Origin of the sequence: Paenibacillus sp. MMS18-CY102 (genome assembly GCF_009789195.1) — a bacterium.
Classification (GTDB): domain Bacteria; phylum Bacillota; class Bacilli; order Paenibacillales; family Paenibacillaceae; genus Paenibacillus_T.
On record NZ_WSTC01000004.1, the window covers coordinates 44,318 to 70,044 of the forward strand.

Genomic DNA, 25,727 nt, shown 5'->3' on the forward strand with positions numbered 1-25,727 from the left:
TAGCCTCCTGGAAAAACAAAAGCCCGCGCATGGGCGCGGACTTAAGCCTCTCGTCCCTATAGCTCTACTATATGAACGGGAATGATAGGTTAGAAGATAATGGGCCAAATAATCGCTTGTTAATCGTGCCGAAGCGCATCAACCGGGCGCAATCTAGCGGCTTTGTTCGCTGGGAATATACCAAAAATAACGCCCACGCCCGCTGAAAACGCGAACGCCCAGCCGACCATCGACAGCGAAACCGCCGTTTCAGTGCTCATCACTACGCCGATAATGTGCGATGCAATATAACCGATGGCGATGCCGAATGCCCCACCCAATCCACTGATGGCAACCGCCTCAATAAGGAATTGGAGCAAAATGTCCCGCCGCTTCGCCCCCAGCGACTTGCGAATGCCAATTTCCCGCGTCCGTTCCGTTACCGAGACGAGCATAATGTTCATGATGCCGATGCCACCTACAACTAGCGAGATAGCTGCAATGCCAGCCATCATCGATGTCATCGTCTGCGTAACCGACCCCACCGTTTCCATTGCTTCCTGTTGGTTGATAACGCGGTAGGCATTCGTGGAATCAAGGAATTTCGCCGCCAGCTTCAGCTCTAATTGCGCTTGAACACGCTCGGATTGATCGGTGTCGCTCACCTTCAAGTAGATCGATTTGACGCCATTGGACTGGAATAGACGTTCGCCGGTCGTCAAGGGAATTAGAATCTTATCGTCGGCTGACCCATTGATCGAATCCCCCTTCGTCTCAAGCAGCCCCACCACTTTAAACCGGCTGCCGTTAAGCAGGATCGTTTCCCCGACCGGCTCCTCCATACCGAACAGATCCGTTGCCACATTCGCGCCAATGAGCGCGACCTTGCTATAATTCACGCTATCTAAATCGACGATAAACCGGCCCTTCGTAAAACCAACGTCCCGCACCAATTCATATTCCGGCGTAACGCCCTCGACCGTGTACGACTCACTCGTCGTTCCGAATTTAGCGGTAACGCTCCCGTTTACGATGGGCGAGACACCCTCCACATTGGCGATATCCGCGAATTCCATCGCCTCATCCTTCGTCAGTGAAGTCGTGAGCCCCCGTCCTGTTATCGTCACCTGAAGCATGTTCGCCGCTCCGAGGCTTTCCACCTGTGCTTGCACTTGCCTTGATGAGCCTTCACTCATCGCAACCAATGCGATAACCGTCGCAACGCCGATCAGCATGCCAAGCATCGATAGCGCAGTTCGGAGCTTATTGGACCAAATGCTCTTAAACGCCATTCGGAATGCTTGTGATAGCTTCACGCCGGTTCCTCCTTCCGCTTGTATCCTCCGTAAGCACGCCATCCTTCATCCGCACGACCCGCTCAGCGCGCTCCGCCACATCCATATCATGCGTGATCAGCACGATCGTATGGCCTTGGCGATGCAAATCCTCCATTAACGCGAGCACTTCCTGCCCTGTCCGCGTATCGAGTGCACCCGTAGGCTCATCCGCTAGCAAAATCGGCGGCTCGCCCGCTAACGCCCTCGCGATAGCGACCCGCTGCTGCTGGCCGCCGGACAGCTCGCTCGGCTTGTGATGCATGCGATCCTCCAGCCCAACTTTGCGCAACGCTTCGCTTGCTTTGGCCCTTCGCTCCTTCGTCGCCATGCCCCGGTAAATGAGCGGCAGCTCGACATTCTCAATCGCGGTTAAGCGCGGCAGCAGCTGAAAGCCTTGAAAAATAAAGCCGATTTTGTGATTCCGAATCGCTGCCAGCTTATTATCGCTCAAGCCCTTTACTTCCGTGCCATCCAGCCGATAGCTGCCGGAGGTTGGAATATCCAAGCAGCCGATAATGTTCATCATTGTTGACTTGCCTGAACCCGACGGGCCAACAATGGCGATAAAATCACCCCGTTCGACCGTCACGCTTACCTCCTGCAGCACCGTAACCGTCTCTTGGCCCATCCGGTACGTCTTGACCAGCTTCTCGATCTCAATCAGCGAGCTGTTTGTTGGCCGGCTCATCGGTTGCCGCCTCCGCCGCCACCCGTGCTCATGCGGGTACCGCCACCTCCGGCTCCGCCGCCAGGGAAAGCGCCCCCGCCGAATTGAGCGCCGCCGAAACCGCCAAACTGGCCGAAGCTCATTTGCTGCTGGGAGCTCGAGGCTGTCGCTGTGCTAACTGTTGGCATCGGCAGATAAACCGTTTCCCCTTCGGTGAGCCCCGATTTAATCTCCACGTACGTTTCATTGCTCAGGCCGATTGTAACTTCTACCATTCTGCCTGCTTGCTGCCCGGCATTCCCTGCGCCAGTACCGCCGTTGCCTCGTTGGCCTCCAAATTGCCCAGCCTGGCGCTGTCCGCCATAACCGCCGTAAGCGCCTGCTTGGCCTGTGCGCCCGCCTTGGCCGCCGAACCCTTGCTGCCCTCCGGCTTGGCCGTTTTGCGTACCAGTGCCCGCACCGCCGTTGCCATTGGCGTTGCCTGATGGTGCGCCGCCGCCTCCTGCTCCGGTTGCTCCCCCGGCTTGGCCTGTACCAGTTGCTCCAGCGTCCGGTTGCTGCGCCTGCCCCTGTGACTGCGTACGTTCACCTGCGCCAGCTCCAGTAGTGCCTGTACCCGCTGTGGACGACTCTGGCACGCGTACGATGCTGCGGCCGCCAACTGTGCGAACAGCGGCAATCGGCACGAGCAACGTGTTGTCACTTGATGCCGTGATAACCGAAGCCTCGCCTGACATGCCGGCAATGACGCCAGTCAGCTTATCTAACGACACGGTTACTGCGTACGATGCCGAGCCATTGGAGGAAGCGCCCTCTTGCGCAATGGAAAGCACCTTGCCCGTCAACGCTTCGCTCGGCAGTGCGTTAAGCACGATTTCTGCCGCCTGGCCTACTTTTATTTTGGGAATATCCAGTTCATCGACATTGATCGTGAATTGGAGCTTCGTGTAATCAACGATCTCTGCAATCACCCTGGACTCATTCAACTGGTCGCCGACCGCGACGCTCGCAGTCGTGACCGTGCCGTCTGAAGGCGCGACTACGCTTGGTATTTCGGCCTCCTGCTCCTTAAGATCAGCAAGCTCCAAATTAGCTGACTCGATATCCAGTCGAAGGCTATCGATCTGAAGCTTGATTTCGGTTTGGCGATCCTCATTGCCGTAAGCCTCAATATATTGCTTCTTTAAGCTAACCAATTGAAGATCCTGCTTCTTCAAATTGAGTTCGGCTTTTGCGATTTGGTTCGTATAATCCTCTTGCTCGAATGCAATTAGCAGCTGTCCTTTCTTCACCTTATCGCCAGCTTTGAAATTGACTTTGCTGACCTTGCCCTGTGCGCCCGCGCTCACCGATACCGTCTCAACTGTGTTCACCGAGCCAGACCCGGATATTTTGACCGAAATATTGCCTTTCGTTACTCTCGCTGTTGGCTGTACGGTTGCAGCCGCTTCAGTCTGCGCATCCCGCATGTACCAATATAGCGTGCCGGATGCTGCGATCAACACAACCGCCGTACCGGCCAGTATCCACTTCTTCATTGCCCGCTCCACCTTCCCTGTCACCTATTCCTGCTCGCTAGTGAAGGTACCACAAGTTCGTGAACAGAACATGAACAGCTTATTCATATTCCGTTCATCGTTGTGTGATAGGATGGCGATAATTGAGCCGAAGAATGGAGTGTTGGATGATATGAATAAACGTTGGATGAATGGGTTTAAAAGCAGTGACAGCGCTGCTTCTGGCATCCGCTTTACTGGCTGCTTGCGGATCAAAGGATAAAGCCGATACAGCAGCTGCGAACGGGCAGCAAGGCGAATACGCACAGCAGCAAGGGCAAGGCCGCCAAGGCGGCTTCCAGATGGCTGCTGCGCCAAACCAGCCCGATCGGCAAGCCGACATGATGGCCAAAATCGTTTCGGTCAGCGGGACAGCCGTTGTCATCCAGGAAGCCGATATGAGTGCCATGCCGCAGCGTGGCGGCAATGGGCAAGGCGGCGGCCGGCCGCAACAGGGTGATGGCAATGGACAGCCTCCTGCTGATGGGCAAATGCCACAGGCTGATGGCGGGCAACCTCCTGCCGATGGACAAGCACCGCAGGACGAAGGCAATGGGCAACCCCCTGCCGATGGGCAAGCGCCTCAGGGCGGTGGCGGAAGACAAATGCCGAACCTATTTACAGGCGAGCAGAAGACGATAACTATTCCAGAAAGCGCGGCGATCTATAAGCTTGTACGCGATGACCAAGGCACCATGAATTATGAACAAATCAAATTAGCAGACCTAGCTGCTAACGATATCGTCAACATTTGGGTGAAAGAAGGAACTTCGGAAGCCGAATATGTATCACTTCGAGGCGGATTTGGCGGCGGATTCGGGGGCGGCGGTTACGGACAGCGCCGCGGCGGCCAGGCACAACAAGGTAATGGCGCTGGCAATGGGAATGCTGATGGGCAAGCAAACGGCCAAGCACAATAGCCACGGCTAGGTGGATAGCGCAGGTTTCTATGCCTTATTCGTTCAGATGGCGCGTTTGCGCATGGATGACGTAACCGTATCCAAATAAAAAAGGCGATGCAGAAACTCTGCATCGCCTTCCTTATTACGCCCAAGTAGGCTGAACGTTCAGCATTGCTACTTCCTTCTCGCGCTTGAATGGCGCTGTCTCGACGATAGTGGCAGCAACCGGCGCTGCCGAAGCAACAGGCGCTGCTGCTGCAGCAGCCTCTTCCACCCGTTCGATCTGCGCGCCAAGTGCGGCGAGCTTGCCAGCAATGTTCACGTAACCGCGATCAATGTGATGCGTGCCAGAAATTTCCGACTCGCCGTCAGCGACCAATGCCGCGCAGATAAGTGCAGCGCCAGCGCGAAGGTCTGTTGCGCATACTTTCGCACCGGAGAGCGGTGCGCCGCCCGTAATGATTGCTGCGCGTCCGTCCACTTTAATCTGGGCATTCATCTTCGCGAACTCTTCCACATGCATAAAGCGGTTCTCGAAAATCGTCTCCGTCACTACGCTCGTACCATCAGAAACGAGCAGAAGCGACATCATTTGGGATTGCATATCCGTTGGGAAGCCTGGATAAGGCAGCGTCTTCACGTCAACAGACTTAAGCGGCTTATCAGCGGTTACGCGTACGCCGTTGTCAGTTGCCACGATAGATACGCCCATCTCTTGCAGCTTCGAAATAACAGGAGCCAAATGGTCTGCAATAACGCCTTCGATGAATACATCGCCGCCCGTAATTGCTGTTGCAATCATGTAGGTGCCCGCTTCTACCCGGTCAGGAATGACCGTATGGCGAACGCCCTGCAGCCGCTCCACGCCTTCGATGCGAATCAAGTCCGTACCCGCGCCGCGTACATGAGCGCCCATTGCGTTCAAATAGTTCGCGAGATCAACGATTTCCGGCTCTTTCGCCGCATTCTCAATCGTCGTCGTTCCTTCTGCCAGCGAAGCCGCCATCATGATGTTCTCAGTTGCGCCTACGCTTGCTACGTCAAGATAAACTTTAGCGCCCTTCAGCCGGCCGTTCACCTTCGACTCAATAAAGCCTTGGCCAAGCGTAATCTCAGCACCCATTGCCTCGAAGCCCTTCAAATGCTGGTCAATCGCCCGCATGCCGATTGCGCAGCCGCCAGGCAATGAAATGCGTACCTGTCCTGTACGTGCAAGCAATGGGCCCATTACAAGAATGGATGCACGCATCTTGCGCACCAATTCGCTGGGCGGCTCATTCGCCGTTAAGCGGTTTGCCCGAATGGTCATTGTTTCTGTACCCTGCTGGACATCCGCTCCCAGCGATGCGATTACTTCCCGGATTGTCAGCACATCGTCGAGGAGGGGAACGTCGGCGATGACGCTTTCTCCTTCGCTTGCAAGCACTGAGGCTGCAAGAATGGGAAGCACTGCATTTTTGGCACCATGAATCCGAACCGTACCCGACAGCCGTCGGCCTCCGCGGACGATAATTTTGCTCATGTTATGAATTCCCTCCGCACGCTGCAAATTTGTTCTCTGCCGCTTCTACTTTTATTTAAACGTCTATAGCTGCGTATTCGACTTCGATTAGTTACGGTGTATAACGGATGTCTTACTTCCCAATGCTAGTCGGGACGAGCGTCTTCAACATGCCGTTCTGTGGATGGTAATTAGTTCCAACTCTGCCGCTCAATAGTCGCTTACTCCAACCTTCATATTACCATCCCTCTACACGAATCGACAAGCGTTATTTTGGTTCTAACGCCTGCCTCCGCAAATGGCCGCCGTAATGTACGAAAGCCCGCCGCTTCGCGCTTTCAAGGCGATAATCGAAAGCCGTCCCGGCTGTCAAAACGTTCCTTTTGACAACCGTTTTCATACTATTCGGCTCAAGTTGCATTTTTCGTTCCGTCATGTATTACCCATTGTTGACACGTTTCGCGATTGTTATTCGACAAATCCCTTCAACATCGTCGTCCATTGCACATAATCCAGTATAAAAGTTGCAAAGGAATGTCCGATCACCGTTGCCAAAACGAGCAGCAGCAATCGGGCTTTAGGGCTCCGCGGATTACGGAAAAACGTCTCCAGCTTCAGTTCTTGCAATGCAAACCACGCCAACAAAATGCTAAGGATCACAACGACAATGGAGAGTAGGCCATTGATCCCGTAACTTAGTTGAATATCTTCCATATTCATCGGTAAAATTCCCTTCGCACATTAGGTCTATTGTCGTCTTTAATGTCGGCTATTGTTGGATGCGGTATAGCATCGCAGCAAACTCCGCCCGGCTTGCCGATCGGCCTGGCAAAAACTGATTGTTAGCGGCGCCGCCAATCATATGCTTAGCTAACATCGCCGTGAGCATTGGCGCAGCCCAGTTGTCCGCTGGCACATCACGGAACGGCGGCTGCTGGGACCTTGCTGGCCGCACGCGTGCAGCCTGGCCGAGCATAACCGCCATCTCAGCGCGCGTCAGCAGTTGGTCCGGACCGAATTTGTTGTCCGGGTAACCATTCATATACCCAGCGCCTACTGCTGCAGCTACCGCCCCAAACGCCCAGTGCTTTGAAGGCATATCACGGAAACCAATCGAAGCCGGCGCTGCTCCAGGCTTAAAGGCACGAACGAGCAGCGCTGCCCCTTCCGCCCGTGTAATCGCACGGTCCGGCGAGAAGCGATAGTCCGCATAGCCGGACAAGATGCCTTCCTTGGTTAATGCGGCAATCGCGCTTTCAGCCCAATGCCCGTCAATATCCCGGTATCCCGCCTTCATCAGTTCCGTCTTGGCCATGAAACGATAATATTGCGAGTCAAAGGGCGCGCTCGATGTTATTTTGAACGTGTACAGCCCTTGGCCCAAAAGCAACCCAGCCGCCAATTGCGTACGGTTAACGCTCGATTTGACCGTCTTTACCTTCACCTGGCGTTTATCGTATACCGACACCGTCATCGTCCGTCCTGCTGGAATTCCGCTGAGCGTCACCGTCGTGTAGCTTTGCTTATCCAAACGGAGCTGGAACCAGTCCTCATCTGCCGCTTTCTCAATTACGCCTACGTATTCCGTACCCGACCGCATGACAGTTGAAGCATATGATTTGTCATTGGGCTCATTTGGATCATCAAATTTGCTGACGACTTCCATTCGCAAACGATACGTTCCGGCCACTGGGCTCGCGTCAGAAGCAGCCGCATTATAAACCCGGATGTAATACTTCCCGGGCGTAACGGTAATGAGCGGCGATTGCTCCTGCTCCCCGTCGCCGTTATCGTCATACGCCACTAGCTGCTGGCCAGCCCGTTGTACAGCTAAGTTCGGATCGATCCGCACCGTATCTGTAGTAAGCTGCAGCCTAAGCGTCCCGCTCCGCTGGAAATCGACGACAAACCAATCGCGGTCGCCCTGCTTATTGAATGTCCCTTCAATTGTTTGCGAACGCGCAGGCAAAGCTACAGCTTCATTGAGCTTATCGTTGTTTTCGTATTGATCGGGCTGTATTTGAAAATCCGAGGTCAGCAAATACGGCAGCTTATCGGTCCGTTCCCGGTTATAAAGCTGCAATTCGATGTAATTGCGCCCTTTCTTGACCTTCCATTCCACCGTCATGTTGCCTAGCTTCGCATCCTGCGAACTCGAAGCCCGGTCCCCTGCATACATGGTCAAACGAACAGGCGGCATCGTCGAATCCGGTCCGTTCAAGCCTTGCAATTGGATCGACAGCGTCCCATCATACGGCGCGTCAATGACAAACCAATCCTTATCCTTGCCGCCAGTTAACTGTGCCGATAGCCGGGTTGGTACGGGAAACCGCGCAGCATGGCTGCGTGAATCATTCGGCTCATAAGCATCAACCTTCAAAGTGCCTGCCACCGCACGGTCCACCTGCAGCAAGCCATAGCCGGACTGTTCATCCAAGCCGCCAGCCCCTATATCCTTCGCTGTCTGGCGCAGCAGCTCACGCACCTGATACGGCTTATAAGCTGGATGCATCGATAGCACCAAGGCAGCAGCAGCAGCCACCTGCGGCGATGCCATAGAGGTGCCTTCCTCATACTTGTAGCCTCCGCCTACTGCCGTTGTGTACACATTCCACGGGGCTGCGAGATCGACCTCAGGCCCAGCGCTTGAGCTAGGTTCCGGCTTTCCACTCGGCGTTACGCCGCCGACGGCTAATACAGTCGGGTAGGCTGCCGGGTATTTTACCGCTACTTTGCTTCCGAGCAACGTGCCGTCATTGCCGCTTGCTGCGACAAGCAGGACGCCCTTGCCTTCTGCATATTGCACAATATCCCGCATGTACGGCGAATAGCGGTACAGCCCTACGGACAGAACGACGATCTTGGCCCCTTTGCGCACAGCGTACAAAATCGCTTCGCCAAGCTTGCTCTCATCGCCTGACCCGTTCTGGTCCAGCGCCTTGATCGGCATAATGCGAGCGCGCCATAAAAGCCCCGTTACGCCAACGCCGTTATTGCCCACTGCAGCTAATACGCCCGCAACGCTCGTTCCGTGCCCATTGTCATCCTCTGGCGGCGAGCCCGGGCGTACGAGGTTAACCCCTTCGACCAAATTGCCCTTCAGGTCAGGATGGTCCAAATCAACGCCCGTATCGACAAGTGCAATCGTAATGCCTGCCTGGTCATGGACGGTTTTCCAAGCTCGCTTGGCACCGATCAGATCCAGATAACGCTGTTTCGCCAAACTCGGATCATTCGCCTCACCCGGCGATGTCGGCGACCCGAGCGTATGCACTGCTTCATTAGGCACGATATAGGATACTTCTTCGTTCGCGCGAAGCGCCTCCAGCCAAGCGGCAACATCCGCGTTCGCATCAGCGGGCGCTATGACATCCACCGGCGGCTCCTCCTGCCGATGAATGATGATTGTGCCAGGCAACCCCTCTGCCCTTGGCGTGCTTTTCCAACGAAGCAGCCAGCTCACTGGAGAGGCATCGCTTGCTTCCAAGCTGCCAGCCGCAGCCGCCACATCGGCTTCTGCCTGCATGGGCATCGCCTGTGGCGTTAACTTGATCAACGCATCAGCCTTTCGCCCCTGCTCTTGCTCTTTCGCCAGCGCAATGCCCTTGGGCATGCCCCTTTCGGGTGCAGCGGTGCCGAACAGGCCGACCAGCAATGAAACAGCCAGCAGCCCAAAGAACATGGAGCGAAATCTCGATTTCCTTTGCCCACGTTGCCCATCTTGCTTTATCCCTTGCCCCTTATTTTGGATCTCTATTGAGATTGGTGCCTGTGTACGATTCTGATTCCACATGTGACCTCGTCCTTAGTCAAGTCCTTGGCCGTTCCCAGCCAATGCAGTGCCTACAAGGTTAAACGCCCTCTACTGCCTATAGTTTCGATCCCCGCGCACAATTTCCTTGCTCCCGAAGAAATAGGTACTTTCGCCCTATTCGGGCTGGTTTTTAGCCGCAATAGATTACCGGTCTTTCCGAGTTCCGGGCGCTGTGGTTTTCTGTATGGGCACCGCCCGGACGACGACTCCCCCTCCGCTTTCCTGCATGGCGATTTGCCGCCTTACTCTATCCATATGGCCGATGATGGCGTCCCAATCATAATTCTGAGTAAACTTGTCCTCCCACACCAAAAAAAGCCTGGCCGAGCAGCCGTTAAACTGCATCGGTCAAGCTTTTGGTTAAAAAGGAATCGCAAGGCTGCCCCACTGATCACTGTACATAAACGAACAAATCGCCTGCAAGCGTGAATACCCGTTCAAAGGCTTGCATTAACCCATTCGGGTAAACGCCCAGCGTAAGCGTCGCAAGCGTACACAACCAAATGACGATGCCTGTAGCAAGCGGCACCTTCAACGCCTCACTGCCTGAGGAGCGCATAAACATCTGGCGGACGATGCCGAAGTAAACCGCGTAGGAGACGACGCTAGTTACAACCATAATCGCGACTAGCCAATAGGCATGCGTGCTCGCCGCACCGAACAGAATGAACAGCTTGCCGAAGAAACCGCCCGACACGGGAAGTCCAGCTAAGGAGAGCACGAGCACGATCATTGCCCCTGCAGTCCACGGCGCCCGATAATACAACCCTTCGAATGCCCGCAGCTCAATAACCCGCTCTCCAGCTCCGCCTACAATGGACAATACAGCGAATGCACCAATGTTCATGAATAAGTATGCCGCCGCATAAAAGTACAGTTCAGCCGCATTATTCGTATGCACGCCATAGAAGGACAGGCCGATTGGGACGAGCAGATAGCCTGCATTCGCGACGCCAGACAAGGCGAGCAGCCGCTTCATGTTTCGTTGGCCAAGCGCGCTGGCCGTGCCGACGATCATCGCACAAGCCGCAATGACGAGTACCGCTCGGAAAATGGCCGTACTGGCTCCACTTTGTACGCCGCCTAATGGATAAACGAGATTGTAGAATAACCGAAGCAGCGCTGCGGCTGCAGCCGTCTTCGTAACGACAGCAAGCAGGGCGCTAATCGGCGTCGTCGCGCCGTCGTATACATCAGGAGCCCAGGCATGGAAAGGCGCCGCAGCGAGTTTGATCCCAAAGCCTGCAAGCAGGAGGAGGAAGGCCACGATCAACAGCCCTTCGAAAGAATCCTTAACTTGCTGCAATCCAAAGGCAATCTCGCCAATGTTCGTCGAGCCTGTCAGGCCGTATATATACGACATGCCGAACAGAATAAGCGCTGACGAAACGCCGCCTGTCACAACGTATTTGAATGCCGCCTCGGATGGTCTTGCTGGCTGAACCTGCACACCAGTGGGCGATGCGGAAGCCGCAATCTGCGCGTCGAGCGCAGAGCGGCTGCGTAACCCGACTAGAACATAAGTGGAAATGCTAAGCAGCTCTAAGCCCGCATATAACGTGACCAGTTCCCCGGTCGAGACCATAATCATCGCCCCTGCCGCAGCCGGCAGAAGCAAATAATAATATTCCCCTAGATGTGCTACGCGATCTGGGTCCCCCCGCTTCATCGCGCCAAGGCTCCACAAGACGATCAGGGCGGTAGCTGTCAGGAGCAGCAGCTTCAGCATGGAGCCGAAATCATCCATTCTGTAGCTGTCATGCAAAATACTAATGGCCTGTTTAGCCGCCTGCTCCCCACCGCCATTGTTGTTCTCTGCCAATCGCCAAACGACGCTTGCCGCCGAGCCCAGCAGCCCAACCAACGACAGCCAGCCGATGATCGCGCGGTCGATTCGTTTTGGCAGCACGAGATCTGCAACAATCAGCAGGGCCATCATCGCTAAGAGGATAAGCTCAGGGGCCATGAATCCTGCATCAGCCCATGTCATGGGCAGTAACGTGTGTTCAGCTGCCATATGTGCGCTACCCCCCTACCCTCATGTTGATGTGATGCAGCAGCGGATCGAAGCTATGCTTCATCAGCTCCGTCAAGAACGACGGGTAGATGCCCAGCAGCAGCACGAAAGCGAGCAGTACGACGATTGGCAGCGCCTCAATAAACCGCGCATCCTTCATGCCCGCGTACTTGGCTGGCAGCTCCCCGAATGTTGTGCCCATTACGGCCCGCAGCACGTATGCGGCTGTCAGAATGATCCCGAGCAGCGCGATGGAGACAATTATTTTGTGCGTATCGAACAGCCCCAGCAGGGCAAGCAGCTCCCCGACAAAGCCGGACAAGCCCGGCAAGCCGAGCGAAGCAAGTCCTCCGGCCAACATAGCGCCCGCCATAAATGGCGCAACCTTAGCCAAACCGCCTAGCTCGTCAATCCGCGACGTCCCTGTTCGCTCGTAGAAGCTGCCGATGATCAGGAATAACAGCGCGGAGATAAGGCCATGCGATACAAGTTGAAACACCGCACCCTGCATGCCTATGACGTGAAGCGAAGCAAGGCCTAGAAGCACAATGCCCATGTGGCTGAGCGAGGAGTAGGCGAGCATGCTGCGCAGCTCTTGCTGCCGGTAAGCGATAACGGCGCCATAGAGCAGGTTAATAAGGCCTAGTACGGCCAGCGCTGGCGCGAAACGTTCGGCTTGGTCCGGGAACAGGAAGAAGCCAAAGCGGATCAGCCCGTAGGCGCCCATTTTGAGCAAAATGCCCGAATGGATCATAACGACAGGTGCCGGAGCCTCACGGTGGACGCTGAGCATCCAGCTGTGAAACGGGAAGATGGGCAGCTTGATGCCGAAGGCAACCAGCAGCAGCACGAACAGCACCGTTTCCATCGTGCCAGACAAATAAAACGGATTCACATTGCCTGCCGCCACCTGATTAACGACAGCCTGCGGATCGCCTAAATTCGCAAGAATCGTTCCATAGCTTCCGCTATAGCTGAACACAGCGCCGCCGCTTGAATCGCCAATCGAGAATCCAGCAGTCATCACCAATATGACAAACACGATGAGCGTAATAGCGGAACCAAGCCCGTTATAGATCAGGAACCGGATTGCTGCTTTCTCACGGTTGAACTGCCCCCAAATTCCGATAAGGAAAAGCATCGGAACGAGTGTTATCTCGAAGAAAATGAAGAACAAGAATAAGTCCCGGGCCAAGAAAACGCCCAACATTCCGCATTCCAGAATAAGCAGCCAAATATAGTACGCCTTCCATCGTTTTCGAATTGTAACCGAGGCAAGCGCAGCCATCGCCGTAATGACCGTCGCCAGCAGCACGAGCGGCAGTGACAAGCCATCAATGCCTAACCGATAGTCCAAATGCAGCTTGTAGGATTCCGCTCCGCCGCCAAGTGCAGCCTGATCGAGCGGGATGCTCACCCATGTGGTGTACTCCTCGTAGGAATCCCCCACGTGGCTCGCGTCAAAATCAGCATATAGCCACAATGACAGCGCCAGCGGCAACAAGGTTGCAATAATTGCGGTAACTCGCAGCATGCGTGCCCGTTGCTTAGGCATCGCTAGCAGTACGGCTGCGCCAGCAAGCGGCGAGAAGACGATAAGCGATAAGATCGGCCAATCTGCGATCGTCATGACCAGAGCCTCCTTCCCGCCAACACGACGATAAGTACGAGCAGCCCAATGATGGCGGCTAGCCCGTAGGTTTGCACTTGGCCATTCTGCAGGCGGGCAGTTCCTCTGCCGAGCGAAGCCACCCCATAGGCAACCAACTGGACAAGCCCATCCACAACATAGCGGTCAAATAGCTGTACGCAGGAACCGAGCAATCGATATGGTTTTACGATTCCATTAATGAATAACGCATCGATGCCGTAACCGTTCTGCAGCAGCTTCCGCATGCCTGGCATGGAATCCAGTGCTGCGGCGGGGCGTATCGTCCTTTTCACATAAGCGAGCCATCCAATGTAGAGGCCAAGCAAAGCGACAGCCGCTCCAATAATCGGCACCGTATAACCTGCTACAGCAGTGTGCACAGGCGCTTCGTCGCCTAACAGCCAATGGCTAAGCCCGCCATACCATGGCGTCTCGACGAATCCTGCCCCAATTGCTAGCACCGCTAGCACAAGCATCGGCACCGTCATGGACGCTGGTGATTCATGCGCCGCCTCAGAAGCTGCGCTTGGCTTGCCCGTGAAGATGCGGAAGTACAGCCTAGCCATATACAACGCGGTCAATAACGCGCCTAGCAAGCCCGCCGCGAACAGGACGGGGTTGCTGTCTAATGCTGCTGCAAGAATCGTATCTTTGGACCAAAAGCCTGCAAATGGTGGAATACCCGACAATGCGAGCGCGCCGACGCCGAACAGCAGCGCAGTCAAGCGCATGCGTCTCCCTAAACCGCCTAGCTCCCGGATGTCCTGTGTATCCGTCGCATGAATAATGCTGCCTGCTCCAAGGAAGAGCAGCGCTTTGAAAAACGCATGCGTCATGAGATGGAACATCGCGCCGGTCAACGAACCAACGCCCAGCGCCATCATCATGTAGCCAAGCTGGCTGATGGTTGAGTACGCCAGAATGCGCTTCACATCATGCTGGACAAGCGCAATCGTCGCGGCGAACAGCGCGGTGAATGCGCCGATGTAGGCTACCGTGTCCATTGCAACGGCCGAAGCCTCAAACAAGACGAACGTCCGTGCAATCAGGAATACGCCTGCCGCTACCATCGTCGCCGCGTGGATAAGCGCACTTATTGGCGTCGGGCCTTCCATCGCGTCCGGCAGCCACACATGCAGCGGAAATTGGCCGGATTTGCCGACTGCCCCCATAAAGACGAGCAGTGCAATTAGCGTCGTAATTCCGGCGTCTACCGCGCCCGACTGGCCCTGAAACACGTTCTGGATGCCAACAAAATCAAGCGCATGATTAGGCATATACCAGAAAAGCAGCAACACCGCCAGCAGCAAGCCCGCATCGCCAATTCGCGTGACGATGAACGCTTTTTTCGCAGCCGCCTTTGCCTCTGGCTTATGGAACCAAAAGCCGACCAGCAGGTAGGAGCAAACGCCAACCAGCTCCCAGAACAGATACAGCATCAGCATGTTATCTGCGAGCACAAGCCCCATCATCGCGAATACGAACAACGATACGTAGCCGTAGAAGACGGTCAACCGCTCATCATCGCGCATGTAACCTGCAGAATAGATGCAGACGAGGAAGCTGACGATCGACACGATGACAAGCATAAGCGAAGTCAAATGATTGACGTCAAAGCCAATCGAGAGCGCAAAATCGCCGATTTTGATCCAATCGATGCGATCCCGGTATTCGATGCCTTCCACCATGACGAGGATCGATAGAACAAGAGAGCCGAGCGTCCCGATGGAGGCGATGATTGGAGCCGTTCGCCGGAAGCTGCGCCCTAGTGCCGTCAGCACGAGAAAAGCGGCTAGCGGAAACACCGGAATGAGCCAAGCTGCTTGTGAATATGCCATTGTTCGCTCACCCCCTCAGCTCATCGATATCATCTGTCTTAATCGTCCCGCGCGCACGGAACAGCGCCACGAGCACAGCAACGCCGACCGCGGCCTCTGCAGCGGCTACAGCAATCGTGAACAGCGCGAACATTTGGCCGTTAAGCGACGGCACTGCGCCATATTTGGAAAAAGCCACTAAATTCAAATTCACGCCGTTGAGCATCAGCTCAATCGACAAGAGTACGATGATCGCATTTCGCTTAGCCAGCGCCCCGTACAGGCCAATGCAGAACAGAATGGCGGCGATTGTCAAATAAGATCCGAGCATGCTATTCCGCCTCCTTCCTCGCCAGTACAATGGCCCCGATGAATGCAACCGTCAGCAATACGGAAACAAGCTCAAACGGCACGATATAACCGTGGAACAACAGCTCACCGATTGCACGCGTGTTGTCTGCCGCAGGGGGTGGTGCCGCTCCCGAGTTATCCGTAAAATCTGCCGCCTGAATGACGAAGAACAGCAAGCCGAACAGCGCGATCGCCGCTACGGCTGCCAGCGTCTCACGCAGCGGCTTCGTCGATTCGCCGGCTGCTTCCCGATGGTTCGTCATCATAATGCCGAAAATCATCAATATCGAGACCGCTCCCGCGTAGATCAACACTTGCACAAATGCCAGAAACTCTGCGTCCAGCATAATGAACATGCCGCCTACGCCCAAGAAGACCGCTGCCATAGACAGCACCATATGTACAACCTTCGTGAAGCTGACCATGAGCACCGATCCGGTAATCATTAGTACCGAGAGCAGAAAGAACGCGACAAATTCACCGTTCCAATCGATGCTGCCCATTCATTTGGCTCCCCCCTTCTGCGGCGCTCCTATGTTGTTATTGTCCACGCGAACACGCGAATCGTTATCCGTCAGCCACTCTTTATCCTTGAAGAGTTCATCGCGGCTGTACGCGGCCAATTCAAAATTGCCCGTCATGACGATCGCCTCCGTCGGACATACCTCTGTACAGAGGTCGCATAGGATACAAATTTCAAAATTAAGGTCAAACGTATCAATCACTTTGCCTTTCTTCTCTGGATCGGGATTCGGCTTGCCGGTCAACGTAATGCAATCCGTTGGGCAGATGCGCACGCACTGATTGCAGACGATGCATAAATCCGGTTCAAAATGCTGAATGCCTCTGTATCGTTCGGGCATAAAATATGGCGCGTCGGGATATGAGGTCGTTACCTTCGGAGCGGTTAATGCTTTGAGCGTGACGCCCATTCCTTTAAAAATCCCTTTCATCCGATGCCCTCCTCCATTTTGTTAGGCAGATGCCACAACTACGCTGCTTGGTTAACCGTTAACGCTGAAACAGCTCGATAAAGACAGCCGTTACGAATACATTCGCCAGCGACAGCGGAAGCAGCACCTTCCAGCCTAGCCCCATCAGTTGGTCGACACGGATGCGCGGCAGCGTAGCCCGTATCCAGAACAAGAAAAAGACGATAAACGCAAACTTTAACCCGAACCAGATGATGCCTGGCACAAAATCAAGAAACGGTGCCGGCGCATGCCAGCCGCCTAGAAACAGCGTCGTCGCAAGCCCAGCAATCGCATAAACGTACACATATTCCGTTAGCATGAAGAACGCAAAGCGAAAGCCGCTATACTCCACATGGTAGCCCGCGACAAGCTCCGATTCCGCTTCTGGCAGGTCGAACGGCGTCCGGTTCAACTCCGACACTGCTGCCACGATGAAGACGGCGAAGCCGATGATCTGCGGAAGGAAATTCCAGTCCCAGAACCAGCCGCCGGACTGCCCATCGACGATCCCTCGCAAATTGAGCGTCCCGCTCATCATAATGACGCCCGTTACCGAGATGACAAGCGGCACCTCGTAGCTGATCATCTGTGCAGCCGAGCGCATCCCGCCGAGCAGCGCGTACTTGTTGTTGGACGCCCAGCCGCCGAGCACAATCGCAAGCGTCGAAATGCCGGATAACGCTACATAATAGAGCAGCCCCACGTTCAGGTCAGCAAAATAAAGCTTTTGCGTATACGGGATAACAGCCAGTACCGCAAACGAAGGAACAAAAGCCAGCACTGGCGCGAGCATGAACAGCGCCCGGTCCGCTTTGCGGGGAATCGTATCCTCCTTAATGAGCAGCTTTAAAATATCAGCAACCGACTGCAACAGGCCAAGCGGCCCTACCCGATTCGGCCCGATCCTGTATTGCATCCAGCCAATAACCTTCCGTTCAAAGTAGATGGCATAGGTAACAAACCCAAGCACGGCGAGCATGAGCACGACGCCCCAGAGGAAGATGATGAGGGCTGTGCTCCAAGTCATAGGTGAAGCAAGCAGCGCGCCCATCAGCAATCCACCTCCCCAACGACAATGTCGATGCCGCCCAGTATCGTAATGAGGTTCGTCATCGTTTCCCCGACAAGCAGCTTCGGCAAAATCTGAAGGTTCACGAACGAGGGCCGCCGAAACTTGAGCCTATATGGCTCCGCTTTGCCCTTGGACACGATGTGGCAGCCAATTTCCCCTCGGGGCGATTCGATGCTCACATAAACTTCGCCCGCAGGCGGCCGAATGGCGCGCGGCACTTTGCCCATCGTCTCTCCGCCGGATGGGAACTGCTCCAACGCCTGCCGCAGAATGCGAAGGCTCTGCCGGATTTCTTCTAATCGCAGCACGTAACGGTCATAGCAGTCGCCGTTCGTGCCAACGGGGATATCAAATTCGAATCGGTCATATAAGCTGTACGGCTCCTTGCGCCGCAGGTCCCATTGCACGCCGGTGCAGCGGAGGTTAGCGCCAGACAAGCCGTAGCTGATTGCCGTATCGGCATCATAGCGGCCGACGCCGCGAATGCGCGCGAGAAAAATTTCGTTGCCTGACACCAGCCGGTCATACTCCTCCAGCTTCTGCTCCATGTAGGGCACAAACTCCCGCACCTTATCGAGCCAGCCGGGCGGCGCGTCCCATTTCACCCCGCCGACACGCATGTAGTTGTAAGTCAGCCTTGCGCCGCACAGCTCATTGAACAGCTGCACAATCGTCTCGCGATCCCGGAAGGCGTATAGAAAAGGGCTCATTGCGCCGATATCGAGCAAATACGTGCCCCACCAAACCAGATGGCTCGCAACGCGCTGCAGCTCCATTACAATCAGCCGCAGAAACTCCGCACGCTCCGGCACTTCAAGACCCATCATCTTCTCAACCGCATGGCAAAGCACGTAATTATTCGTCATTGCCGACACATAGTCCATCCGGTCGGTGTACGGAATAATTTGCGTGAAATTCAGGTTCTCAGCCAGCTTCTCTGTTCCGCGATGCAAATAGCCCATTACAGGGATCGCTTCGGTAATGACTTCCCCGTCCAGCTTCACGATAATCCGAAACACGCCGTGCGTGCTCGGATGCTGCGGGCCTACGTTGAGCAGCAGCTCCTCTGTTCGAATTGCGCCCATGGCTACACCTCCGGATCCAACGGCTCGTAGTCTTTGCGCAGTGGATAGCCAACCCAGTCGTCCGGCATCATAATGCGGCGCATATCGGGATGCCCCTTGAATTGGACGCCTAACAGATCATAAATTTCGCGTTCATTCCAATTCGCTGTCTCCCAGACAGGCGTAACGGAATCAACGATTGGATCTTGGCGGTCTGCACGCGCTTTAATCGTATAATTCTCGCCTGTTTCCAAGTTAACAAGATGGTACACGACTTCCAGATGCGTCTCGTAGTCAACGCCCGACACATTGCGCAGGTAACGGCAGCTTAGCGATGCGTGATCCTTGAACAGCTCTGCCGTCCGCAGCAAATATTCCGGCCGGACGATAAGGGTCGGCGCTTCCGAGCCCAGCTCATTGACGTAAGCCTCTTCAATCGCGTCCTCGCCCACCGCTTCACGGATGAGCGCGACTGCCTCGTCCAGCAGCGGCTGAAGCGGGGAAGCCGGTTTGGGCTCAGCTGCTGGCTCGCCAGCTTCAGCAGGCGGCACTGCCGAACCATCTGGCGATACCGCAGCGCTTGCCCTTGGACGCTGCGGTTTTTCGATTGGCGTATCTTCACTCATGCTTTAATTCACCTGCTTCCCGGTTTTGGCTTCGTAGCGAATTTTCTCCTGCAGCTTGTTAATGCCATAGATCAGCGCCGCCGGGCTCGGAGGGCAGCCTGGAATATAGACATCGACCGGCACGATCTGGTCGACTCCTTTAATAACGGCGTACGATTTCACATAAGGCCCGCCTGCCGTTGCGCAGGAGCCCATCGCAATGACCCACTTAGGCTCCGGCATTTGATCGTATAAGCGGCGAAGCAGTGGCCCCATCTTCTTCGTCACTGTGCCCGCCACAATCATCACATCCGCTTGGCGGGGCGATGTACGGAACATCACCCCGAACCGGTCCAAATCATAATGGGAGGCTCCCGTTCCCATCATCTCAATTGCGCAGCACGCAAGGCCAAACGTAAGCGGCCATAATGAATTGCTGCGTGCCCATGCCTTTACCTGCTCCAGTGTACCGAGAAACACGTTGCGTTCCAGCTCTAACCGTTCTTCTTGCGAAATCCAATCTAAACGGAATTCCATGTCAGCACCTTCTTTTTCCAGGCATAGGCAAGTCCGAGAACGAGCATGCCAGCGAAGATCAGCATCTCCACCAGCGCAAAAAGGCCGAGCTTCCCGTAAGCAACGGCCCAAGGATATAAGAAAACGGTTTCCACATCAAAAATAACAAACATAAGGGCGAAGTGATAGTACCGGATATTAAACCGTACCTGCCCTTCCCCTACCGGCTCATTGCCGCTCTCATACGTCGTCTGCTTCGGATCAGTCGGCTTATGCGGCCGGAGCATGCGCCCTGCCGCCAATGCAACTGCCGGAAGCAAAATGCCAAGCAGCATGAAGATGACAACGACTACGTACTGGTTCAAAACATGATTCACCCAATCGCCTCCATTGGCCCATTGCAGGGAACATTACGAACACGATAAGTTGGACAAATTTACCTCACAATTATAACAAAAGCTTCCACAAGCGTCTATGCTGCCATTGCGCCACTGTCATTTGGAACTTTCGCTGTGAGGCTGCCCAAGCAAGCGTTCATTCGGCCGGCTGCCTTATGCAGTTATGCCTATTCGCCATGCGGACGATCTATGCAAGCTCTATGCAAGCTAGCTCCCTATAGCGGCAACCTGATGATGATTCTATCTGCGAAAATGTAAATAAAAAAGAGGGGCATTCCCCGCTCCGCGAATGCGGACGAGGATGAATGCCCCTCCTTTTGATTTGTTCATCTGCTAATTCCGCTGTTCAACCAAGGAAGGCTTTCAGCATCCACAAATGCTTCTGGACCGCTTCACGCTTCGTAACGAGCAAATCCGCTGTAGGGCCATCGCTTGCCGATTCGGCAGCTTCCACCCCTTGCTGGAGCCGCTCTGCGATGCCTGACAAGTCACTCGCCAGCGTGCGCACCATGCCCGTCGCATCCTCATTGCCCGCTGCCTCGGCTATTGCCGACTGCTCCAAATACTGCTTCATCGTCGATGTTGGCTTGCCGCCGAGTGCAAGGATGCGTTCGGCTACCTCGTCGACGAATGCCGCCGCCTCTGTGTATAGCTCCTCAAACTTGGCATGCAGCGTATAGAAATTCGGGCCCTTTACATGCCAATGGTAATCGTGAAGCTTCACATACAGGACACTCCAATCCGCTAGCTGGCTATTGAGCGCTGCAATGGAGCCCCCGCTGATTCCTGCCTTTGTCGCTGCCATCGTTTCGTTTGCCACGTTGTCCCTTACTCCCTTCGCATTGTTCGTTCCTGAACGAATTTAGCATTTTATACAAATCGATGGATTATTCAGCTGGAAAAATGCACAAAATAACCACAAATCAGGAATGGGGTGATCCCGATGTCCAACCCAACAGACGAACGAAGCCTTCAACCGGACACGGGAGCCCCTCCTGGATCCTCCGAACCGGCGCCACAGCCCAATGCCGAGCCTGAGACGAAACAACCAGGCCCCGAGCAGAACGGCCAGCAAGAATCGCCTGCTGCAGCAAGCGATACCGATCAATCTGTCCAGGACCAGCAAGGCCAGCAGGGCCAGCAAGCTGCCGGAAACGGCATTCAAGGCCAGCCCACGCCGAGCGTCCAGCAGGTGCTAGATCACCAGCGCGAGCTGCTCGCTAAGCCGGTCTCCGGCAAGCTCGCTGCTGATATCGACGTGATGCGCCAGATTTATTCGAATTGCTCAGATTTGATTATTCATGAATTTGATGTGCGGCAGGGCCCGGCTGTCACCGTCATCTATCTCGATGGCCTTTGCGATACCAAAGAAATTGACCTTCATATCCTGAACCCGCTTCAGCATATTGGCACGACTGGAGCAGCAGATAAGAATGCAATTGTGGAATGTGTAACCTTATCTTCCATGCTAGAGGTATCGAGCATCCAAGACGCTACTGACAAAATCGGCTACGGCAATGTCATCTTATTTATTGACGGCGAGACCTCTGCACTCGTCTACTCGCTTATGCACCTGACGCTGCGATCGATAGAAGAGCCCCAGGCGGAGACAGTCGTTCGTGGGCCCCGCGAAGGCTTCGTTGAGAACATTCAGACCAATATTTCGCTGCTTCGCCGCAGAATTCATTCGCCTGCCCTTAAGATGAAAAGCATTTATATCGGGCGCTATACGAAAACGGCAACCATTGTTACCTATATCGAAGGCATTACAGACCCTAACCTGGTCCGAGAGATGGAGCAGCGCCTATCCGCTATTGATATCGATGGATTCATGGACTCTTCGCACATTGAAGAATGGGTAGAGGACAATCCGTTCTCCCCCTTCCCCCAGCTTATGTCGACTGAACGGCCGGATGTCGTTACGGCTCATTTGCTGGAGGGCAAAATCGCAGTTTTTACCGACGGATCGCCGGTTGCCCTGATTGCGCCAGCGCTGCTGATGAGCATGATGCAATCGCCGGAGGACTTTTACCAGCGCTCGATTGTCGCTACAGGCATTCGCTGGCTGCGCATGTTTTTCTCGTTCATCACGGTATTTGGCCCTTCGCTTTACGTTGCCGTACTGTCGTACCACCAGGAAATGATTCCAACGACGCTGCTGCTGACTATCGCCAGATCGCGGGAGCAGATTCCGTTTCCTGCGCTTGTAGAGGCGCTGCTCATGGAGATCACCTTCGAGGCACTGCGGGAAGCAGGCATACGGCTGCCTCGCCAGGTCGGCTCTGCCGTCAGTATCGTAGGCGCTCTCGTTATCGGCCAAGCTGCCATCGCTGCTGGCATCGTCTCGTCGCCGATGGTTATGGTCGTAGCCGTCACGGCAGTATCCTCGTTCCTTATTCCGAATTACTCACTTGGCATCGCCATTCGACTCATTCGGTTTCCGATTATGCTCTGCGCAGGCTTCCTTGGGCTATATGGCATTGTGTTAGCCGCGCTTCTGATCCTGCTTCACTTAATGACGCTCCGTTCATTCGGCGTACCCTATTTATCGCCGATCGCGCCAGTCCAGTCGAGCCAATTCAAGGACACGCTCATCCGGGCAAACCGCATGCATATGAAAACACGCCCGCATTTGACCGGTTCCTTCTTCAACCGGCTCCGCTCGCGTGCTGACCTGTACAAATCAAGGAGGAACAACTGACATGAAGCCACTCATCCGCCTTGTGCCTGCGTTGCTCCTGTCTGCTGCCTTGCTCACTGGTTGCTGGGACCGTACGGAGATCAACGACTTAGCTATCGTCACAGCCGCAGGCATGGACTTGGCCGATGATGGGAAAATCAAGTTGTCCGTACAGCTCTTCGTGCCGAGCGCCTCCATTTCAGATCCCACCTCCTCAGCTTTCACAGGGGGCAGCAACCAAACGATCGTACGGTCCGCAGCCGGGCTTAATCTCGCTGATGCGACCGCCCGATTGCAGGAGACATTATCTAGGCGAGTGTTCTGGGGACAAGCCGACGTATTCATCTTCGGGCAAAAGCTCGCTGAGCGGGGAATTCATGAACCGATGGACTTCCTCACACGCCATCCCCACCCTCGCGAACGCGCGAACCTCTTCGTCAGCGAAGGGGAGGCAACAGAGGTGCTTGCGCTGCATACGCCAACAGAGCGGAACACGGCGGAGCTGCTGCGCGAGATGGCGATCCTGCAGTCTGGCCTGAATATCACGATGCTACAAGCGGTTGAGGAGTTGTCAGAGGAAGCACACACGGCGGTCATTCCGATGGTCGTGGTAAAAAAACGCGACAAAACCATGGTGCCTTATATCGGCGGCACAGCCGCGTTCAAAGACTTGAAAATAGCAGACAAGCTAGACACCATGCAAACGCGGGGACTGCAATGGCTGCGCAATGAAATCAAAACAGCAACCATCACTGCCCCAGTTCCGCCAAGCGGGGATTTTGCTTCCGTCTATATTTTCAAAGCGGGCTCGAATCTTGTTCCTTCCATAAAGAACGGCAAGTGGTCGATTAAGGTCCATATCAAAGCCATAGGCAACTTGAATGAAACGGCTGACGGCATCGATGTGACCAAAGAGCCGACCATCAAGCAGCTTCAGCAGATTTTCCAAACCGCGCTGCAAAAAAGGATCGACGAATCGGTACGAAAAGCACAACAAATCAAAACCGATTATCTCGGCTTCGCGGAGCAATTTCATCGCCACTATCCAAAGCAATGGCGCAAAGCCAAAACGAACTGGGATGCGCTTTTCCCAGAGGTTACGGTCACTTACGACATTAAGCTGACGATTGCGCGCAACGGCCTGACGGGGAAAAATACGTCGCTTCAGCGCAGTGAGGGACCATGACGACCTTTCTATTTCTTTTTGCCCTTGGGCTCAGCTTCGTTGCATTCAGCTGGTTCGAATGGCCTTCCATGCCGGACCGCCGAACAAAAACGACATTCGTCACCATTGTATTTCTCACTTACGGATTAACAGTTGCCATATCATTTAAACCTGAGCTGCCGGGACCTCTCCAATTGTATGAACACTTATTAGCTCCGCTAGTTAGCGATTGGATGAAGTCTTAGCCGGCTCTGCTTACGGAGAGGAGACTTCGGCTTATGGAAAAGGGACGCATATCTGCAGCGCAGCTTTCCATTCTTGCGTTCATGTCCGTCTTGGCGACATCGTTGCTGACCGCCCCTGGAATCGTCGCGACCGCAGCTCGCCAGGATATGTGGCTGTCTCCTTTATTGGCGTCCGGCGTTGGCTTCACCATCATGTGGATCCTGGTGAAACTGAATGAGCTTCATCCGAACGAAACGCTGATTCAATATGCCGTTACGTTGCTTGGCCGACCAATCGGCAAGCTTATCGGCGTGTTCTATCTCTTCTTCTCCATTTATACGACGAGCAGCGTCCTGCGCCAGTTTACCGATTTTGTAAAACTGACTTTCCTGCTAAAAACGCCATCCTTCGTCATTTCGAGCAGTATGGCACTCATTTGCGCATTATGCGTCAGAGGCGGGATCGAAACGGTTAGCCGGCTTCCCATGCTGCTGCTTCCGTTTATCGCCGTATTTATTCTCATGATCTACATGCCGAGCATTATTGAACTGAAGATGTACAAATTCCAGCCCATTCTAGGTGACGGGCCTGGGCCTTCCTTAATCGGTGCGTTTAAGCTAATGTCTTGGCTGCCCGTCTTTACGTTTACCAACTACTATTTGCCCTACGTCGCGAACAAACGGCATATTCTTCGCTGGGCTTATCTGTCCGTTACGCTGTTTACTTCGGTGGTATGCATCACCTTCGTGATCGTTTACGCGGTTCTAGGGCCCGCAACAGCGAATTACGCCTATCCCTTCATGGTCATCGCGCGTTTCATCAGCTTTACTGAATTTTTCGAGCATCTCGAATCAATTGTAATGATGATCTGGACGATTGAAATCGTGATACGAATTATATTCGGCATGTACGGTACGTCCCTTGGGCTCGCCCAATGGCTTAATCTGCCCGATTACAAGCCGGTTGTTATTCCACTGGGCATGCTGCTCGTTTTATTCAGCTACTGGGGCATATCGAATTCGTACTTCGTATCCTCGCCGCAAATGATCTTGTTTTATCTGCTCTTTGGCCTTGTCATTCCCGCGATACTGCTTGTGATCGGGCTCATCCGCCATCGGATCGTGCGCCCGTCCGCTAGCGGCTTAGGAGGAGGCAAGCCTGCGACATGAATATTTCGTTAAACAGCTTGCTTGCCCTTTTCGTTGCCGCAATTGCGATAGTCGCCTATGATTGGCGCAGCATCAAGGATACTCGCACCAAAATAGCTTACCTAGTGCTGTTCGGCAGTGGCTTTACGCTCGCAGTCGCACTGCTTGTTTATCCGGAGCTGCCTGGTCCATCCGATTTGCTGCGGCCCATTCTCGCCCCAGCGGCTAAGTTGCTATTAAAGTAATGTACGGATTTGCAAAAATAAAATGATCAGAGAGGCGGTCGGC

General features: G+C 54.5%; 23 protein-coding genes. 5 read left to right on the top strand and 18 right to left on the bottom strand.

Features of this window, described 5'->3' with window-relative positions; genetic code table 11:
• Positions 1-119: 119 nt before the first annotated feature.
• From GON22_RS03905 to GON22_RS26395, 3 genes are read right to left on the bottom strand one after another with little or no spacing between them, the layout of a single operon-like run.
• Entirely contained in the window at positions 120-1,295 is a 1,176-nt protein-coding gene (locus GON22_RS03905) for an ABC transporter permease (RefSeq protein ID WP_160394802.1), read from the bottom strand.
• Entirely contained in the window at positions 1,261-2,004 is a 744-nt protein-coding gene (locus tag GON22_RS03910; RefSeq protein ID WP_160394803.1) for an ABC transporter ATP-binding protein, read from the bottom strand. Before GON22_RS03910 ends, GON22_RS03905 begins: the two co-directional genes overlap by 35 nt.
• Positions 2,001-3,521 carry an efflux RND transporter periplasmic adaptor subunit gene (locus tag GON22_RS26395; protein ID WP_160394804.1) on the bottom strand — a complete coding sequence of 507 codons (1,521 nt, stop codon included), beginning with the start codon at positions 3,519-3,521 and terminating at the stop codon, positions 2,001-2,003. Before GON22_RS26395 ends, GON22_RS03910 begins: the two co-directional genes overlap by 4 nt.
• Before the next feature lie 170 nt (positions 3,522-3,691).
• On the opposite strand from GON22_RS26395, the gene GON22_RS03920 reads away from it, so the two are divergent.
• Positions 3,692-4,459, top strand: coding sequence for a hypothetical protein (locus GON22_RS03920; protein ID WP_160394805.1), 768 nt, complete (start codon positions 3,692-3,694; stop codon positions 4,457-4,459).
• A gap of 124 nt (positions 4,460-4,583) precedes the next feature.
• Here the strand turns inward: GON22_RS03920 and murA are convergent, their stop codons facing one another.
• The 15 genes from murA to GON22_RS03995 form a co-directional block, all read right to left on the bottom strand.
• Positions 4,584-5,963, bottom strand: coding sequence for a UDP-N-acetylglucosamine 1-carboxyvinyltransferase (gene murA / locus GON22_RS03925; RefSeq protein ID WP_160394806.1), 1,380 nt, complete (start codon positions 5,961-5,963; stop codon positions 4,584-4,586).
• A 447-nt stretch (positions 5,964-6,410) separates the two neighbouring features.
• The gene (locus GON22_RS03930) at positions 6,411-6,662 is read right to left on the bottom strand and encodes a DUF1146 family protein (protein ID WP_160394807.1); all 252 of its coding nucleotides are present in this window, start codon (positions 6,660-6,662) and stop codon (positions 6,411-6,413) included.
• Between the two features lie 49 nt (positions 6,663-6,711).
• Positions 6,712-9,735 (bottom strand): S8 family peptidase, encoded by a 3,024-nt coding sequence (locus GON22_RS03935; RefSeq protein ID WP_160394808.1) that lies wholly within the window; start codon positions 9,733-9,735, stop codon positions 6,712-6,714.
• A gap of 412 nt (positions 9,736-10,147) precedes the next feature.
• Complete coding sequence (locus GON22_RS03940; RefSeq protein WP_160394809.1) at positions 10,148-11,773, bottom strand: NADH-quinone oxidoreductase subunit N; 1,626 nt, start codon at positions 11,771-11,773, stop codon at positions 10,148-10,150.
• Positions 11,774-11,780: 7 nt separating this feature from the next.
• Positions 11,781-13,403 carry a complex I subunit 4 family protein gene (locus GON22_RS03945; RefSeq protein ID WP_160394810.1) on the bottom strand — a complete coding sequence of 541 codons (1,623 nt, stop codon included), beginning with the start codon at positions 13,401-13,403 and terminating at the stop codon, positions 11,781-11,783.
• Entirely contained in the window at positions 13,400-15,262 is a 1,863-nt protein-coding gene (gene nuoL, locus GON22_RS03950; protein WP_160394811.1) for an NADH-quinone oxidoreductase subunit L, read from the bottom strand. The genes GON22_RS03945 and nuoL overlap by 4 nt, the downstream gene beginning before the upstream one ends.
• Before the next feature lie 7 nt (positions 15,263-15,269).
• Entirely contained in the window at positions 15,270-15,572 is a 303-nt protein-coding gene (gene nuoK, locus GON22_RS03955; RefSeq protein WP_160394812.1) for an NADH-quinone oxidoreductase subunit NuoK, read from the bottom strand.
• A 1-nt stretch (position 15,573) separates the two neighbouring features.
• Positions 15,574-16,095 (bottom strand): NADH-quinone oxidoreductase subunit J, encoded by a 522-nt coding sequence (locus GON22_RS03960; protein WP_160394813.1) that lies wholly within the window; start codon positions 16,093-16,095, stop codon positions 15,574-15,576.
• On the bottom strand, positions 16,096-16,545 hold the full coding sequence (gene nuoI / locus GON22_RS03965) for an NADH-quinone oxidoreductase subunit NuoI (RefSeq protein WP_160394814.1): 450 nt from the start codon (positions 16,543-16,545) through the stop codon (positions 16,096-16,098). It lies immediately after the preceding gene.
• A gap of 58 nt (positions 16,546-16,603) precedes the next feature.
• Positions 16,604-17,617: an NADH-quinone oxidoreductase subunit NuoH gene (gene nuoH, locus GON22_RS03970; RefSeq protein ID WP_160394815.1), complete on the bottom strand. Its 1,014-nt coding sequence runs from the start codon at positions 17,615-17,617 to the stop codon at positions 16,604-16,606.
• The gene (locus GON22_RS03975; protein ID WP_160394816.1) at positions 17,617-18,723 is read right to left on the bottom strand and encodes an NADH-quinone oxidoreductase subunit D; all 1,107 of its coding nucleotides are present in this window, start codon (positions 18,721-18,723) and stop codon (positions 17,617-17,619) included. The genes nuoH and GON22_RS03975 overlap by 1 nt, the downstream gene beginning before the upstream one ends.
• A gap of 2 nt (positions 18,724-18,725) precedes the next feature.
• The gene (locus GON22_RS03980) at positions 18,726-19,328 is read right to left on the bottom strand and encodes an NADH-quinone oxidoreductase subunit C (RefSeq protein ID WP_160394817.1); all 603 of its coding nucleotides are present in this window, start codon (positions 19,326-19,328) and stop codon (positions 18,726-18,728) included.
• A 3-nt stretch (positions 19,329-19,331) separates the two neighbouring features.
• A complete protein-coding gene (locus tag GON22_RS03985) occupies positions 19,332-19,844 on the bottom strand; it encodes a NuoB/complex I 20 kDa subunit family protein (protein WP_006040060.1) in 513 nt (170 codons plus the stop codon).
• Positions 19,829-20,158, bottom strand: a complete 330-nt coding sequence (locus tag GON22_RS03990; protein WP_237179013.1) for an NADH-quinone oxidoreductase subunit A — start codon at positions 20,156-20,158, stop codon at positions 19,829-19,831. The genes GON22_RS03985 and GON22_RS03990 overlap by 16 nt, the downstream gene beginning before the upstream one ends.
• A gap of 409 nt (positions 20,159-20,567) precedes the next feature.
• On the bottom strand, positions 20,568-21,026 hold the full coding sequence (locus GON22_RS03995) for a Dps family protein (RefSeq protein WP_160394958.1): 459 nt from the start codon (positions 21,024-21,026) through the stop codon (positions 20,568-20,570).
• 138 nt (positions 21,027-21,164) lie between these two features.
• On the opposite strand from GON22_RS03995, the gene GON22_RS04000 reads away from it, so the two are divergent.
• From GON22_RS04000 to GON22_RS04015, 4 genes are all read left to right on the top strand, one after another.
• On the top strand, positions 21,165-22,922 hold the full coding sequence (locus tag GON22_RS04000; protein WP_160394819.1) for a spore germination protein: 1,758 nt from the start codon (positions 21,165-21,167) through the stop codon (positions 22,920-22,922).
• A gap of 1 nt (position 22,923) precedes the next feature.
• A complete protein-coding gene (locus tag GON22_RS04005) occupies positions 22,924-24,087 on the top strand; it encodes a Ger(x)C family spore germination protein (RefSeq protein ID WP_160394820.1) in 1,164 nt (387 codons plus the stop codon).
• A gap of 257 nt (positions 24,088-24,344) precedes the next feature.
• A complete protein-coding gene (locus GON22_RS04010) occupies positions 24,345-25,460 on the top strand; it encodes a GerAB/ArcD/ProY family transporter (RefSeq protein WP_160394821.1) in 1,116 nt (371 codons plus the stop codon).
• Complete coding sequence (locus GON22_RS04015; RefSeq protein ID WP_160394822.1) at positions 25,457-25,684, top strand: hypothetical protein; 228 nt, start codon at positions 25,457-25,459, stop codon at positions 25,682-25,684. Before GON22_RS04010 ends, GON22_RS04015 begins: the two co-directional genes overlap by 4 nt.
• Positions 25,685-25,727 lie beyond the last annotated feature (43 nt).